This is a genomic window from Mycobacterium sp. UM_11 (assembly GCF_001414075.1).
Taxonomy (GTDB): Bacteria; Actinomycetota; Actinomycetes; order Mycobacteriales; family Mycobacteriaceae; genus Mycobacterium.
The window spans coordinates 1-13,759 of record NZ_LATC01000116.1 but is presented as its reverse complement, the minus strand read 5'-3'; the positions used below and the strand labels follow the sequence as shown (position 1 = coordinate 13,759).

The window sequence follows — 13,759 nt, the reverse complement described above, 5'->3', positions numbered from 1 at the left end:
CCCCCCGCCGGCATAACGAAGCCGACGAATCCATGCGCGGTCTGGCCGTCGTGTAGGCCTCCCTGCTGCAGCGCGGGCATCTTGTCGAGCCGCCTGAAGTCGACCGCCAACGACGCCGGCCGGGGCGCGTCGCCGGGATGGGTCCATGGCTGATCGCCACCGCCGTATCCGGCAAACATGTAGCCCTGGTCGAACTGGAAGAACCTGTGGGACGTCCCGGTGATGGTCAGTTCCACCACGTTGCAGCCGGGGTCACCCGACGGATTCGCGAAATGGGAGGCGCACCCCGGCGGCAACCACGTTGCACTGTTGACGGTGATGTCGGCGGTTGCGCCGCCGGCCGCCCGCACGTGCACGGGCACGCCCATCCCACCGACCGGGAACGGTGGATTTTCGGGCGTGGGGTCAGCCGAACCGGTGGGACACGAGCACGCGGCAAAGACCGCGGCGACCGCGGCCGCGGCACCTACAGATTCCGCGCGCACCCCCAGGACGTTACCGCAACCCTGCCGCGAAAACGCGCGTCATCCATCGGCAGTCACCGTACGGAGCCCCCTGTCAGGATTGAACTGACGACCGCTCGCTTACAAGGCGAGTGCTCTACCACTGAGCTAAGGAGGCGGGGTCAAGCCGGGTCAAGCGTAATCGGTCACTCGCCGCTGTCGATCACGCGCGTTGAGCGCACCGGACGCGACGAAGGGCGTCGCCGGCCCGGCAGCGGAATGCGGTCGGCGATATTGCTCAGGGGGTTGACCACCATGGTGAGCGCGACGACGGCGTCCTGCAGCGTGGCGATCGCCGGTTCCAGCGCTTCCATCCCGGGCGTCAGCCGCGCCAGGGTGTCGGCGACGTCGGCGAGCTGATCCAGCGGACCGTGCTTCGCCGTCAGCTTGTCCACCAGCCCGCCCTCGCTGAGCAGCCGGTCGGCCAGCCCGTCCTCGGCCAGCAACCGCTCGATCAACCCGTCCTCGGCGACCAGCTGGTCGGCCAGCCCGCCGGGCTGCAGCGTGCGGTGCAGGCCGCCGCCCTCCGCGGTGAGGCGGTCCAGCAGGCCACCCTCCGACGTCAGCATGTCGACGACGCCGCCCGGGCGCAGCAGCCGATCGATCGGCCCGTCCGGCGCGACGGCCCGTCCCAGTGGCGCGTCGTCGTCCAGCAGTCGGGCGAGCCGGTTGGCGCGCACGATCGCGTCGTCGATTCCGAGCATGGACGTCATGGCGGTGGTGCCGGCGGTCCCGCCGTCACCCAGAGCGCGTTTCGCCACCCCCACCGCCGTGCTCGCGACGGTCAGGCTGGCATCCGCGGCGGCGAGCCCGACTCGGGCCGGGGCGGTCGCGGCCGAGACGATCCGTGCGGCGAGGTTCATTCCACGAGTTTATTCGCGACGCGGCCGCACCGACTTGCGCAGGTCCAAGCCGATGCGAGGATTCCTGGCAGACTACTATCAGAGTGTTGGCACTGAGCTTTCAGCAATCACACAACCTTCACATAGCTAACGTTCAACAAGAGGCAGAAGAACCTGATGACCGCGGCAACCCCAACCGAATCGAAACCGGAGGCTCGCGTCCTCGTAGTCGACGACGAGGCCAACATCGTCGAACTGCTCTCAGTGAGCCTCAAATTCCAGGGCTTCGAGGTCTACACCGCGACGAACGGGGCCCAGGCCCTGGATCGCGCGCGGGAGGCACGCCCCGACGCGGTGATCCTCGACGTGATGATGCCCGGCATGGACGGGTTCGGGGTTTTGCGTCGCCTGCGCGCCGACGGTATCGACGCGCCAGCGCTGTTCCTGACGGCCCGAGATTCGCTGCAGGACAAGATCGCCGGCCTGACGCTGGGCGGCGACGACTACGTCACCAAACCGTTCAGCCTCGAAGAGGTGGTCGCCCGGCTGCGGGTCATCCTGCGGCGCGCGGGCAAGGGCGGAGCCGAACCGCGCAGTGCCCGACTGACTTTCGCCGACATCGAACTCGACGAGGAAACGCACGAGGTGTGGAAGGCCGGCGAACCGGTCTCGCTGTCGCCGACCGAATTCACGCTGCTGCGTTACTTTGTGATCAACGCGGGCACGGTGTTGAGCAAGCCCAAGATCCTCGACCACGTCTGGCGATACGACTTCGGAGGTGACGTCAATGTCGTCGAGTCCTATGTTTCGTACCTACGGCGCAAGATCGACACCGGGGAGAAGCGCCTGCTGCACACCCTGCGCGGCGTGGGTTACGTGTTGCGGGAACCGCGCTGAGCGCGCGCCCGGTCATCAGCGTTAGCGAACAATCATGGCCACACCGCATCGACGTGGATTGCCGCTCCGGGTAGGGCTGGTCGCTGCCACCCTGGTGCTGGTGGCGTGCGGGCTGGCGGTCTCGGGCATCGCGGTCACGTCGATCCTGCGGCACAGCCTCGTCACGCGGATCGACCAGACGCTGCTGGACGCGTCCCGCGGGTGGGCGCAGGCGCCCCGCCGGCAGTCGCCGCCGCCCTACGAGGGGCCCGACCCCGGCCGGCCACCGTCGAAGTTCTACGTGCGGGGCATCGGCATCGACGGCACTCCGTTCACCGCCATCAACGACCGCAACGCCGAACCGGCCTTGCCGCCCAACAACGACGTGGGCCCAAATCCGACGACGCTGCCGTCGGTGAACGGGTCGGACATCCAGTGGCGCGCGGTGTCGGTGCGCGGCCCGCACGGCCTGACGACCGTCGCGATCGACCTCTCCGACGTCCAGCACACGGTCAGCTCCCTGGTGTGGCTGCAGATCGGCATCGGGGTGGCGGTGCTGGTGGTGGTCGGCATCGCCGGCTTCGCTGTGGTGCAGCGCAGCCTGCGGCCGTTGTCCGAGGTCGAGCAGACCGCCGCGGCGATCGCCTCCGGTCAGCTGGATCGCCGTGTGCCGGAACGTGATCCGCGTACCGAGGTGGGTCGGCTTTCGCTCGCCCTCAACGGCATGCTTTCTCAGATCCAGGAAGCGCTCGCGTCTTCGGAGTCCTCGGCCGCGAAGGCCCGCGGCTCCGAGGAGCGGATGCGGCGGTTCATAACCGATGCCAGCCACGAACTGCGCACCCCGCTGACCACCATCCGCGGCTTCGCCGAGTTGTATCGCCAGGGCGCCGCGCGCGACGTCGCCATGCTGCTGTCGCGGATCGAGAGCGAAGCCAGCCGAATGGGGCTGCTGGTCGACGACCTGCTGCTGTTGGCCCGCCTCGATGTGCAGCGGCCACTGGAGCACAACCGGGTCGACCTGCTGGCGCTGGCCAGCGACGCCGTGCACGACGCACAGGCGATCGATCCGAAGCGCACCATCGCCATGGAGGTCCTCGACGGCCCCGGCACCCCGGAGGTGCTCGGAGACGAACCGCGGATCCGGCAGGTGCTGAGCAACCTGGTCGCCAACGCGTTGCAGCACACGCCGGCGAACGCCGACGTCACCGTGCGGGTCGGCACCGAGGGGGACGACGCGGTGCTCGAGGTGGCCGACCAGGGTCCCGGCATGACCGAGCAGGACGCGTCGCGGGTGTTCGAGCGGTTCTATCGCACCGACTCGTCGCGGGCGCGCGCCAGCGGTGGCACCGGGTTGGGTCTATCGATCGTCGACTCGCTGGTGCGGGCGCACGGCGGCACCGTCACGGTGACGACCGCGCCCGGGCAGGGCTGCTGCTTCCGCGTCACGCTGCCGCGGGTCAGCGAGGTGCCGGCGCCGGAGCCGGTTCACGCCAACTGAGCCAGGGCCGCCTTGATCTTGGCCTGCGCCTCGTCCAGGGATTCCGCCGACGGGTTGCGGTCGACGTTGGCGAAGCCGAAGTCGCTCAGGCGGCGGGTGGGAAACACGTGCACGTGCAGGTGGGGCACCTCCAGCCCGGCGATGATCACCCCCGCCCGCTCGGTCCGGAAGGCCTTGCACACGGCTTTGCCGATCAGCTGACTGACGGCCATGATCCGCGCGAAGGTCGCGCCGTCGACGTCCTGCCACTGATCGATTTCGGCCCGCGGCACGACCAGCGTGTGCCCCTGGGTCATGGGCTCGATCGTCAAGAACGCGACGACGTCGTCGTCCTCGTAGACGAAGCGGCCGGGAAGTTCACGGTTGATGATCTTGGTGAAGATCGACGCCATGGCCCCAGCATAGGGGCGGCGAAATTGCCGCCATGGTCGCGGTCGGCCTCACGTCACGACCGTGACGGCAATCTCGGCGATCGGCCGCGGCGTCACTCCTGGCCGAACTCCATCACGTCGAGGTTCCAGTAGCCGCGCATATTGGTGATCAGCCCGGCCTCGTCGACCTTGTAGGTGAACACGCCGCGCACCTTGCTCGTCATGCCGCCCTCAAACTTGCTCTGCAGCACCAAGATATGAGCGATCTCGTTGGGCGAGCTGGACGGGAAAGTCTCCTCGCAGGTGATGGTCAGCTGATTCTTGGCGATGTTGTTGTCGAAGAACTCGCCGACGGCCGCCTTTCCGCGGACCCCCGTGCCGTCGGGATTGGTGACCGACTTGCCGATCGGGTCCTCGATGACTACGTCGTCGGTCATCAACGCCAGCCAGCCGTCCCGGTCTTTGCCCTGAGCGCAGCGCCACGAGGACTGCGAAGCGGTCAGCGCCGGGGATTGGGCGGTTTGGGTCATCGTTGTTTCTCCTGTCACTAGATTGCGCACGCGGCGCGCGCGCCTTCCTCGGTGGCCTTTCGGATCAGCCCCAGCCCGGTGCAGTCGCCCGCCGCGTGCACCTCGGCGCCGGGCAACGCGGCGATCAGCGCGTCGAACAGCATGGTGTCGGCCTCGACCGCGCCGGCCAGCACGACGCTGTCGGCCGACAACCGCCGGGTGGTGCCGCCGGCGGGGGTGAACATCACCGCTTCGGGGATGATCCGTTCCACGCGTGCCCGCACGTGCACGGCGACGCCCAGCCGGTCGAGTCGATCCATGTGCTCAGTCTTGCGCTTGTTGCCCACTTCGGGCGCGATGTCCTTGCCGGATTCCAGAATCGACACCAGCCGACCCCGGCTCGCCAGAAACTCGGCCAATTCCAGGGCGACCAGGTCCCCGCCGACGATCGTGACCCGGCGCCCGACGGGCATCCAGGCGCGGCTGGCCAGCCGGACGGCGGCGGGCCGCACCAGGCGCTGCCGCCAGCCGCCCAGCGCGGACGCCCCGAGCCGCTGCCACGCCGGGGCGCCGGATTCCGCTTTGCCGCCCAGCAATTCACGCAACCCGGGCCCGGTGTGCACGTGCGGTAGGTCGGACCCGGCGATCGTCGGCACCGCGACGCGGCCCCCGGTCGCCACGATCACCGCGTCCGGGCCGGCGTCGACGACGTCCCGAGCCGAAACCTCGTGGCCGAGCTGTACTTGCGCGCCGCTGAGCGTGATCTCGTCGCGCAGGTAGCGCAGGAACGGCTGGTTCTCCGGATGCAGCACCGACGCCCAGCGCAGCGCCCCGCCCAGCGTGGCACTGCGTTCGAAGAGCGTAACGCGGTGGCCGCGTTCGGCGGCGACCCGCGCCGCCTCCAGCCCGGCGGGCCCGCCGCCGACCACCACGACCCTCTTCGCGCGCGCGGCGCGGGCCGGCGACAGTTCGCGCTCCTTGCCGGTGCGGGGATTGACGGCGCAGTCGACGGAGAAACGCTGTTCCATTGCGTCGATGCAGTTTTCGCAGGAGATGCATCGACGGATCCGGTGCTGCCGCCCCTCGAGCAGTTTGCGCGGCAGGTCGGGATCGGCCAGCAGGGGACGACCCATCGCGATGAAATCTGCACGCCCATCGGCCAGGATCCGCTCGGCGCGGACCGGGTCGTGGATGCGGCCCACGGCGATCACCGGCACGTCGACCGCCTGCTTGACCGCGGCCGCGGCGCCGACATTGAGCTCCTCCCCGTCGTCGGCGCCGTTGACCATGCCGGTCACCAGCCGGTCGATCACCCCGCCGCTGACATGGAAGGCGTCGACACCGGCCGCGACGAATTCCGGTGCCAGCTGCGCGGTCTCGAAGATCGGGCGGCCACCGGCGACCCGTTCGTAGCCCGAGATGCGCAGCGTGATCGGGAGGGCGTCACCGATCTCGGAGCGGATCGCGGCGAGCGCATCCAGCACCACCCGTGCCCGGCCGCGCGCCGAATCGCCGCGGTACTCGTCGGTGCGGCGATTGCGTTGGGGCGCAAGGAAGGAGCCCAACATCATGTAGCCGTGCGCGGCGTGCAGCTCGATGCCGTCGTACCCCGCCTCGACGGCCCGCCGCGCCGCGGCCTTGAACAAATCGAGCACCCCGCACAACTGGTGCTTGGTGATCTCGGCCGACGGGCGCCCCGTGAGGTAGGAGGGGATCACCGACGGCCCCAACGATGTGACACCGAAGATCTCGGGCCCCAGACCGTCCGGTCCGGCGTGCACGATCTGCGGCTGGATCCTGGCGCCGTGCTCGTGCACAACCTCCACCAGCGCCCGATGCGCGTCGACCGCCTCGTCGGTGGCCAGGTGCAGGCCCCCGGGCGTCTCGGGGTGTTGATGGTCAATTCCCGTGGCGCCCAGCGTGATCAATCCCACCCCGCCTCTGGCACGGGCGGCGAAGTAGTCACGGGTGCGCTGCGACGGCAGCCCGTCCGGGGTGCCGTACATGGTCTCCATCGGCGACATGACCATGCGGTTGCGCACCGTCATGGCGCCGATCCGTCCCGGCGCCATCAGGTGACCGAACCCGGTCACTCGGGACCAGTGGGTGGGGGAGTTACCGGTCGGCGTCCGTGTACCGGATGACGCCGCGAATGTTCTTGCCGTCCAGCATGTCCTGGTAACCCTCGTTGATCTGCTCGAGGCGGTACTGGGTGGTGACCATGTCGTCCAGGTTCAGCTTGCCGGCCTTGTACATCGACAGCAGCTGCGGGATGTCGTACTGGGGGTTGCCGCCGCCGAAAATGGTGCCCTGCAGGTTTTTCTGCATCAGGGTGAGCATCGCCAGGTTCAGGTTGACGTTGGTGTCCAGCAGGCTGCCGATGGCGGTCACCACGCAGGTGCCGCCCTTCTGGGTGATGTTCAGGTAGTTGTCGATGTCGGCGCCCTGCAGTTCGCCGACGGTGACGACAACCTTATGGGCCATCAGGCCGTAGGTGACCTCCATGATGCCCATCAGCGCCGCGTTGATGTCGGGATAGACGTGCGTCGCACCGAATTTCAGCGCCTGGTCGCGCTTCCACTCGACCGGGTCGATCGCGAAGATGTAGCGCGCGCCGGCGTTGACTGCGCCCTGCAGCGCCGCCATGCCGACCCCGCCGACACCGACGATGGCGACGTCCTGACCCGGCCGGATGTCGGCGGTGCGGACGGCCGAGCCGTAGCCGGTGGTGACGCCGCAGCCGACCAGGGCCGCCACCTCGAACGGGACGGACGGGTCGATCTTCACCACGGAGCTGCGGTGCACCACCATGTAGGGCGAGAACGTGCCCAGCAGCGTCATGGGGAAGACGTTCTGGCCGCGGGCCTGGATGCGGAACGTGCCGTCGGAGACCGCGGCGCCGCCGAGCAGGCCGGCCCCCAGGTCGCACAGGTTGCGCATGCCGGCCTGACAGGTCGGGCATTGGCCGCAGGACGGGATGAACGACAGCACGACGTGGTCGCCGGGGGCGATGTCTTCCACGCCCGGGCCGACCTCGGTGACGATGCCGGCGCCCTCGTGGCCGCCGAGCACCGGGAAGCCGGCCATCGGGATGCCGCCGGTGACGAGGTGATGGTCGGAGTGGCACATGCCCGCCGCTTCCATCTGGATCTTGACCTCGTGCGCTTGCGGGTCGCCGATCTCGATTTCCTCGATAGACCAGGGCTGGTTGAACTCCCAGATCAGTGCGCCTTTTGTCTTCACGATGGTCCTGACCCCATTTCGCCTTTGAATCGATCAGCGCTGCCCGGCGCCTTCATGCCGGACAGCTTGGTGACGGGCGCCACAGGCACCCTTGTCGCGTCAGCATAGCGCGTGCAACAAATCAAATGCTTGGTTGGTCCGTCATCGGTCCGCGGTCACCAAATCGGGACGGGTGCCTGGCCAAGCGGGTAGTAGCCCGGCAGCTTTTCGCCGGCGAGGCTGCGCTCGATCCGCTTCTGCATGCCGGCGCTGAGGTCGCCGGACTCGATCAGCGTCGCGAACATCTTCGCCACGTGACCGAAGTCGAAGAAGTCGCGCTGCCACTCGATGAGGTTCTCGGCGTTGAGGCGGAACCAGCTGCCGCCGATGCCGTAGATCTCGTCCTGGGTGCCGTCGGCTTTGTTGACGATCTGCTTCCAGAAGCCGACGATCTCGCCCTGCTTCTCGTCGATGAGCACCTTCTGGTACTCGTACACCCAGTTCTCCAGGCCCTCCATTTCCAGGCCGAGGGCGATGTCGCGGATCTCGTCGACGCCGACGCACATGACGTCTTCCTTGGGGCCGATGTTCCAGCCGTAGGTGGCGTCGCGCGTGTAGAAGTCCGCCAACGGCCGCCAGTCACCGGCCTTCTCGCAGTCCTTGTTGGCTTGCAGCCAGCGGTCGACCCATGCCTCGAGTTCCTCGCGTGAAGCTCGTGATGTCATAAGTCAGTCTCCTGAATCTTCTTTGATGAACAGTGCATGCGTTGGGCACATATCGACCGCGCGTTCGACTTCGTCGCGGGCGTCTTCGGGCGGTTCTGGATCGGTGATCTCGACCTTGCCGCGCTTGGGCACCCGAAAGTAGTCCGGCGCCTCCAGTTCGCACATGGCGTGGCCCTGGCACAGATCCAGATCGACTTCGATTCGAAAACCCATGACTCACCCGGCTTTCCGCTTGCGGTAGCGCACCTTGGCCGGCCGGGCGAGCTGGACAACCATTTTGGAGTGGTCGTTGTGATAGCTATCGGCCGGCTGGGCCATCTCGAACTCGTACTCGCGCAACAGGACCGAGAAGATCGCCTTGATCTGCATTTGTGCGAACGCGGCACCGACACAGCGGTGTCGCCCGGCGCCGAACGGAATCCAGGTCCACCGATTGACGATGTCGGCCTGCTCGGGCTTGTTGTAGCGATCGGGCCTGAACGCATCCGGGTCGGGGAAGTCCTCAGGGATGCGATTGCTGATCGCCGGGGAGGCGGCGACGAAGTCGCCGGCGTGAATCGGAAAGCCCTCGACCTCGAACTCGCCCTTGGCGACCCGCATCAGGATGATCAGCGGCGGGTGCAGCCGCAGCGTCTCCTTGACCACGTTGTCGAGCTTCGGAATCGACCGCAGCGCGTGGAAACTCACCTCCTGGCCGTCGGCGTAGAGCTCCTCGAGCTCGGTCAGCACCTCGGCGTAGATGTCGGGGTGGCGGATCAGCTCGATCAGCGTCCACGCCGAGGTGCCCGAGCTGGTGTGGTGGCCGGCGAACATCAACGAGATGAACATCCCGGTGACCTCGTCTGCGGAGAACCGGGGGTTGCCGTCCTCATCCTTGATCGACACCAGCACGTCGAGCATGTCGCGGTCGGTTTTGTCCTTGGGTGGATTGGCCACCCGTTGGTCCATGATCTCCTGCACCAGCGCAACGAGTTTGACGCGGGCCTCGTCGCGCCGTTTGAAGCTTTCGATCGGCAGGTAGGGGTCGACGTAACACAGCGGGTCGGTGCCGCGTTCCAGCTCGTGGTAGTACTCCGCGAACCGGTGGTCGAGCTGGTTGCGGAACTTCGCGCCGATCAGGCAGGCGGTCGAGGTGTAGATGGTCAACTCGGAGAAGAAGTCGAGCAGCTCAATCTCGCCCTGGGGTCCCCAGTCGGCGATCATTCCCTTGACCTGAGCCTCGATGGTCGCGGCGTGCCCCTTCATCTGCTCACCGCGCAGCGCCGAATTGTGCAGCATCTCCTTGCGCCGCTCGGGGCTGGCGTCGAACACCACGCCCTTGCCGAAGATCGGCGTCATGAACGGGTAGGCCTCGGCCTGGTCCAGCTCCTCGTCCGCCGAGCGGAAGAAGAACTCGTTGGCCCCCGCACCGGAGAGCAGGATGACGTGCTTGTCCACCAGCTGGAACCAACCGACGTCGCCACACTCGTCGCGGACGCGCTTCATCAAACCGATTGGGTCGGTGCGGAATTCCTCGAGGTGGCCGTGCTCTTCCTCGCCGCCGGAAACCCGCGGCACGGTGGCAGTTGTCGTCATGACGGCATTCCCTCTTCTCCCAGTGCGAGTTTTTGGCGATCCTTCTTGTCGGCCAACGGGGCTTCGGGCTGAAGCTCCATGTTCGCGATGAAGCCACCGCGGGGCGTCTCGGCGACGAACGTGATGGCACGCGCCAGGTCCGCCGCGCGCAGGAAGTAGTCATGGCGCGCCTGGCCCCACTTCGCCCAGTCCTCCAAGGCGGGGCCGATCTTCTCGGCCGGCAGGCTCCAGCCCATCGAGGTTTTCGTCGGGCCGGGGTGCACGATCGAGGCCCGCACGCCGGTGCCCTCGAGCTCCATCTGGAAGTTGGTGACCATCGCGACCAGGGCGGCCTTGGCCGCCCCATAGGCCCCCATGTGCGGTCGCTGGCGCAGGGCCACGTCGGACCCGACGAAGATCAGGTCACCGCGCTGCCGCTGAAGCATGCCGGGCAGCACCGCCGCGGCCAGGCGGTTGGCGCCGACGAGGTGAATCTGCAGCTGCGACTCGAATTCATCGGTCGTGATCTCGGCGAGCTTGCCGAAGTAGGTGTCGCCGGCGCCGGCCACCAGCACCTCGATGTCGCCCAGGGCGTCGACCGCCTGCGCGACAAAGGATTTCACCGAGTTGGGGTCGGTGACGTCCAGGTGGAAGCCGACTGCCTCGCCGCCTTCGGCGTTGATTTTGCCGACGATGTCGTTCAGTTTCTCCACCCGTCGGGCGCCCAGGGCGACCGGGAAACCGTGCGCCGCCAGCTCGACGGCGGTGGCCTCTCCGATGCCGGACGAGGCGCCGGCGACGATCACCGGCCTGCGCTCGGGCAGGGGGTCAAAGCGGGGCATTCAGCGGACCTCCACGGTCATCGGTAGGTGAGCGAATCCGCGGACATTGCTGGAGTGGACGCGGACGGCGTTGGCCTCGTCCACCTCATATCCGCGGATTCGCTTGAACAACTCGGTGAGCGCGACCCGGGCTTCCATGCGTGCCAGATGCGCGCCCAGGCAGAAGTGGGCGCCACTACCGAAACTCAGTAGCTTGGGCCCGATTTCGCGTCCGATCAGAAAGTCGTCGGGGTCGTCGAAGACCCGTTCGTCGCGGTGGCCCGAACCGGGCAACAGCAAGACGACGTCACCGTCGGGGATGGTGGTGTCGTAGAGGGTGAGCCCCCCGGAGACGGTGCGGGCCAGGATCTGGCTGGACGTGTCGTAGCGCAGGGTTTCCTCGACCCATAGCGGCACCAACGAAAGGTCGGCGTAGACACCGGTGAGTTGATCCGGATTCTTGTGTCCCCAAAACGCCGCATTGGCAAGGAGTTTGGTTGTTGTCTCATTGCCGGCGATCACCATCAGGAACATGAAGCCGAGCACTTCGTCGTCGGTGAGCCGGTCGCCGTCGATCTCGGCCTGAAGCAGTGCGGTGGTCAGGTCGTCGGTGGGCTTGGTGCGCCGCTCGGCCACCATCTGCTGGTAGTAGACGATCAGGTTGAGCGACGCCTCGACGGCTTCCGGCGGCACATCGGTGACGCCCTCCTCGCGGTGCATCACGCCGTCGGCCCAGGCGCGGACCTGGTCTCGATCCGGCTCCGGCACACCCATCAGCTCCGAGATCACGTCCATGGGGAGTTTTCCGGCGAACTCGTCGACGTAATCGACCGCGCCGTCTTTCGCCTTCTGCAACATGGTGTCGAGGTGTCGTGTCGCGATCTCGGTGACACGCGGCTCGAGCTCACGAATCCTCCTGGGCGTGAACCCCTTTGACACCAGCGTCCGCAGCCGCAGATGGGCGGGATCGTCCATCGCCAGGAAGGACATCGTCTTGGACGCGTGCGGGCCGCGCGACGCCGGATCCAGTGAGACGCCGTATTTGTTGGACAGCGTCGTGCTGTTGCGGAACCCTTGCAGCACATCCTGGTGACGGGACAGCGCCCAAAACTTCAGGTCCTCATTGCGATACAGCGGAGCCTCGTCGCGAAGGCGCTTGTAGTACGGATACGGATCCTCATGGAAGTCGTAGTCGTAGGGATCGAGGACCAGGTCGTGGTCGCCAACGTGAACGGTCATCCGGTTTTGTTCTCCTGGCTAGTCTCTCCCGCGCCGGTCAGGATCAACCGCACGACATAGGCCAGCCTGTCGGCGATTTCGCGGTAGGTGAATTCGCCGCTGCCGGCCTGAACGAGCGCCCCGAAGAACGACATTTCCAGCGCCGAAACGGCGGTGGGGTCGGCGTCCGGGCCCATGGCCGAGGTGATGCGGCGGTGAATCTCGGCACCGATCCGGTCGCGCGCGGCGGCCACCGCGGGCTCCGCTCCGCCGCTGAGTAGCGCGGTCGTGCAGGCGGCGCTGACCTCGGGCTCGTCGGCGACCACCAGCGCCAGGTGGCGCAACGCCTGTTCCACCCGGTTGGGCATCGGGTCGTTGACATCGGTGAAGTAGGGGACCTGCCGCACCAGGTCGAGATAGACCTCGGCGATCAGGTGGTTCTTCGAGGAGAAGTAGGTGTACGCGGTCGCCGGGGCTACTTTGGCCCGGGCCGCCACCGCGCGCACCGTCAGGTCGGCGTAGGACTTTTCGCGCAGCGTCTCGATGCCGGCCGCAAGCACCTTGCGGAAGGTCTCCTCCTGGCGGCGGTTACGCGCCGGCCGGCCGGCCTGGTGTTCGGCCTGCGACGTGATCGTCACCAGTGCATCGCTGGACACATGTCCAAGCTATCGGACGGACGAGACCGGAAGCAAGCCCGGTCGGCAAAGATGCTCGTTAAGGTGCAATTTCCCGGCCGCAAACCGTCGGCGGCGGGATCGGGCCTTGCACCGCCGACGGCCGGACGGCTATGGTTCGATTCGAGAATATCGGACAACTGTCCACCGATCACCCACACGATTCGGTCCGCACAGACGGGAGCGGGAGATGGCCTTATTGGCCGACGGCGTGAGCTCACTGTTCATCGACGGCAAGATGTCGCCCGGCAGCGCCGGCACCTTTCCGACGATCAACCCGGCGACCGAGGAAGTGCTCGGGGCCGCGGCCGATGCCGACGCCGCGGACATGGGCCGCGCGATCGATGCCGCCCGGCGCGCCTTCGACGAGACGGACTGGTCGCGCGACACCGAGCTGCGCGTGCGATGCGTGCGGCAGCTGCGCGAGGCGATGCAGCAGCACCTCGAAGAGCTGCGCGACCTCACCATCGCCGAAGTCGGCGCGCCGCGAATGCTCACCAGCATCGCCCAGCTCGAAGTCCCGGTCAACGACCTCGCGTTCGCGGCCGATACCGCCGAATCCTACGAGTACAACCAGGACCTCGGCCTGGCATCGCCGATGGGCATCCCGACCCGTCGCACGATTGCCCGCGAGGCCGTCGGCGTCGTCGGCGCGATCACGCCGTGGAACTTTCCCCACCAGATCAACCTCGCGAAGATCGGGCCGGCGCTGGCCGCCGGCAACACCGTCGTCCTCAAACCCGCCCCCGACACCCCGTGGTGCGCGGCCGTGCTGGGGGAACTGATCGCCGAGCACACCGACTTTCCGCCCGGCGTCATCAACATCGTCACGTCCAGCGACCACGGCGTGGGCGCGCTGTTGGCGAAAGACCCTCGGGTGGACATGGTTTCGTTCACCGGATCGACGGCCACCGGCCGCAGCGTGATGGCTGTCTCTTATACACAT

General features: G+C 67.3%; 14 protein-coding genes, 1 tRNA gene and 1 pseudogene. 3 read left to right on the top strand and 13 right to left on the bottom strand.

The window, feature by feature from the left end:
- The 3 genes from WU80_RS21455 to WU80_RS21445 form a co-directional block, all read right to left on the bottom strand.
- On the bottom strand, positions 1-485 hold a 485-nt coding region (locus tag WU80_RS21455; protein WP_055405837.1), incomplete at its 3' end, for a hypothetical protein.
- Positions 486-549: 64 nt separating this feature from the next.
- Positions 550-621 (bottom strand) — tRNA-Thr (locus tag WU80_RS21450).
- A 28-nt stretch (positions 622-649) separates the two neighbouring features.
- Positions 650-1,366: a hypothetical protein gene (locus WU80_RS21445; RefSeq protein ID WP_055403271.1), complete on the bottom strand. Its 717-nt coding sequence runs from the start codon at positions 1,364-1,366 to the stop codon at positions 650-652.
- Between the two features lie 156 nt (positions 1,367-1,522).
- On the opposite strand from WU80_RS21445, the gene phoP reads away from it, so the two are divergent.
- Together phoP and WU80_RS21435 are read left to right on the top strand one after the other, a co-directional pair.
- Positions 1,523-2,242, top strand: coding sequence for a two-component system response regulator PhoP (gene phoP, locus WU80_RS21440; protein WP_055403270.1), 720 nt, complete (start codon positions 1,523-1,525; stop codon positions 2,240-2,242).
- A 34-nt stretch (positions 2,243-2,276) separates the two neighbouring features.
- Positions 2,277-3,735 (top strand): annotated as a pseudogene (locus WU80_RS21435) (sensor histidine kinase).
- Here the strand turns inward: WU80_RS21435 and WU80_RS21430 are convergent.
- The 10 genes from WU80_RS21430 to WU80_RS21385 form a co-directional block, all read right to left on the bottom strand.
- Entirely contained in the window at positions 3,707-4,111 is a 405-nt protein-coding gene (locus WU80_RS21430; RefSeq protein WP_055403268.1) for an HIT family protein, read from the bottom strand. The pseudogene WU80_RS21435 and the gene WU80_RS21430 overlap by 29 nt on opposite strands.
- A 92-nt stretch (positions 4,112-4,203) precedes the next feature.
- The gene (locus tag WU80_RS21425) at positions 4,204-4,620 is read right to left on the bottom strand and encodes a ketosteroid isomerase family protein (protein ID WP_055403267.1); all 417 of its coding nucleotides are present in this window, start codon (positions 4,618-4,620) and stop codon (positions 4,204-4,206) included.
- 17 nt (positions 4,621-4,637) lie between these two features.
- Positions 4,638-6,692, bottom strand: coding sequence for an FAD-dependent oxidoreductase (locus WU80_RS21420; RefSeq protein WP_055403266.1), 2,055 nt, complete (start codon positions 6,690-6,692; stop codon positions 4,638-4,640).
- A gap of 22 nt (positions 6,693-6,714) precedes the next feature.
- On the bottom strand, positions 6,715-7,842 hold the full coding sequence (locus tag WU80_RS21415) for an NDMA-dependent alcohol dehydrogenase (protein WP_055403265.1): 1,128 nt from the start codon (positions 7,840-7,842) through the stop codon (positions 6,715-6,717).
- 155 nt (positions 7,843-7,997) lie between these two features.
- Positions 7,998-8,546, bottom strand: coding sequence for a hypothetical protein (locus WU80_RS21410; protein ID WP_055403264.1), 549 nt, complete (start codon positions 8,544-8,546; stop codon positions 7,998-8,000).
- A gap of 3 nt (positions 8,547-8,549) precedes the next feature.
- Positions 8,550-8,759 carry a ferredoxin gene (locus tag WU80_RS21405; RefSeq protein WP_055403263.1) on the bottom strand — a complete coding sequence of 70 codons (210 nt, stop codon included), beginning with the start codon at positions 8,757-8,759 and terminating at the stop codon, positions 8,550-8,552.
- 3 nt (positions 8,760-8,762) lie between these two features.
- On the bottom strand, positions 8,763-10,121 hold the full coding sequence (locus WU80_RS21400) for a cytochrome P450 (RefSeq protein WP_055405836.1): 1,359 nt from the start codon (positions 10,119-10,121) through the stop codon (positions 8,763-8,765).
- On the bottom strand, positions 10,118-10,942 hold the full coding sequence (locus WU80_RS21395) for an SDR family oxidoreductase (protein ID WP_055405618.1): 825 nt from the start codon (positions 10,940-10,942) through the stop codon (positions 10,118-10,120). Before WU80_RS21395 ends, WU80_RS21400 begins: the two co-directional genes overlap by 4 nt.
- Entirely contained in the window at positions 10,943-12,160 is a 1,218-nt protein-coding gene (locus tag WU80_RS21390) for a cytochrome P450 (protein WP_055405617.1), read from the bottom strand.
- Positions 12,157-12,795, bottom strand: coding sequence for a TetR family transcriptional regulator (locus tag WU80_RS21385; protein ID WP_055405616.1), 639 nt, complete (start codon positions 12,793-12,795; stop codon positions 12,157-12,159). The genes WU80_RS21390 and WU80_RS21385 overlap by 4 nt, the downstream gene beginning before the upstream one ends.
- Before the next feature lie 208 nt (positions 12,796-13,003).
- Between WU80_RS21385 and WU80_RS21380 the strand changes: the two genes are divergently transcribed.
- Positions 13,004-13,759 (top strand): aldehyde dehydrogenase family protein (locus tag WU80_RS21380; protein ID WP_156371814.1); only part of this gene is annotated, 756 nt, incomplete at its 3' end.

What these genes read in the sequence shown, in the direction of transcription:
- WU80_RS21400 (WP_055405836.1), bottom strand. Translation starts at nt 10,121, where the DNA reads ATGACGACAACTGCCACCGTGCCGCGGGTTTCCGGCGGCGAGGAAGAG.
- WU80_RS21425 (WP_055403267.1), bottom strand. Translation starts at nt 4,620, where the DNA reads ATGACCCAAACCGCCCAATCCCCGGCGCTGACCGCTTCGCAGTCCTCG.
- WU80_RS21395 (WP_055405618.1), bottom strand. Translation starts at nt 10,942, where the DNA reads ATGCCCCGCTTTGACCCCCTGCCCGAGCGCAGGCCGGTGATCGTCGCC.
- WU80_RS21430 (WP_055403268.1), bottom strand. Translation starts at nt 4,111, where the DNA reads ATGGCGTCGATCTTCACCAAGATCATCAACCGTGAACTTCCCGGCCGC.
- WU80_RS21410 (WP_055403264.1), bottom strand. Translation starts at nt 8,546, where the DNA reads ATGACATCACGAGCTTCACGCGAGGAACTCGAGGCATGGGTCGACCGC.
- WU80_RS21405 (WP_055403263.1), bottom strand. Translation starts at nt 8,759, where the DNA reads ATGGGTTTTCGAATCGAAGTCGATCTGGATCTGTGCCAGGGCCACGCC.
- WU80_RS21445 (WP_055403271.1), bottom strand. Translation starts at nt 1,366, where the DNA reads ATGAACCTCGCCGCACGGATCGTCTCGGCCGCGACCGCCCCGGCCCGA.
- WU80_RS21390 (WP_055405617.1), bottom strand. Translation starts at nt 12,160, where the DNA reads ATGACCGTTCACGTTGGCGACCACGACCTGGTCCTCGATCCCTACGAC.
- phoP (WP_055403270.1), top strand. Translation starts at nt 1,523, where the DNA reads ATGACCGCGGCAACCCCAACCGAATCGAAACCGGAGGCTCGCGTCCTC.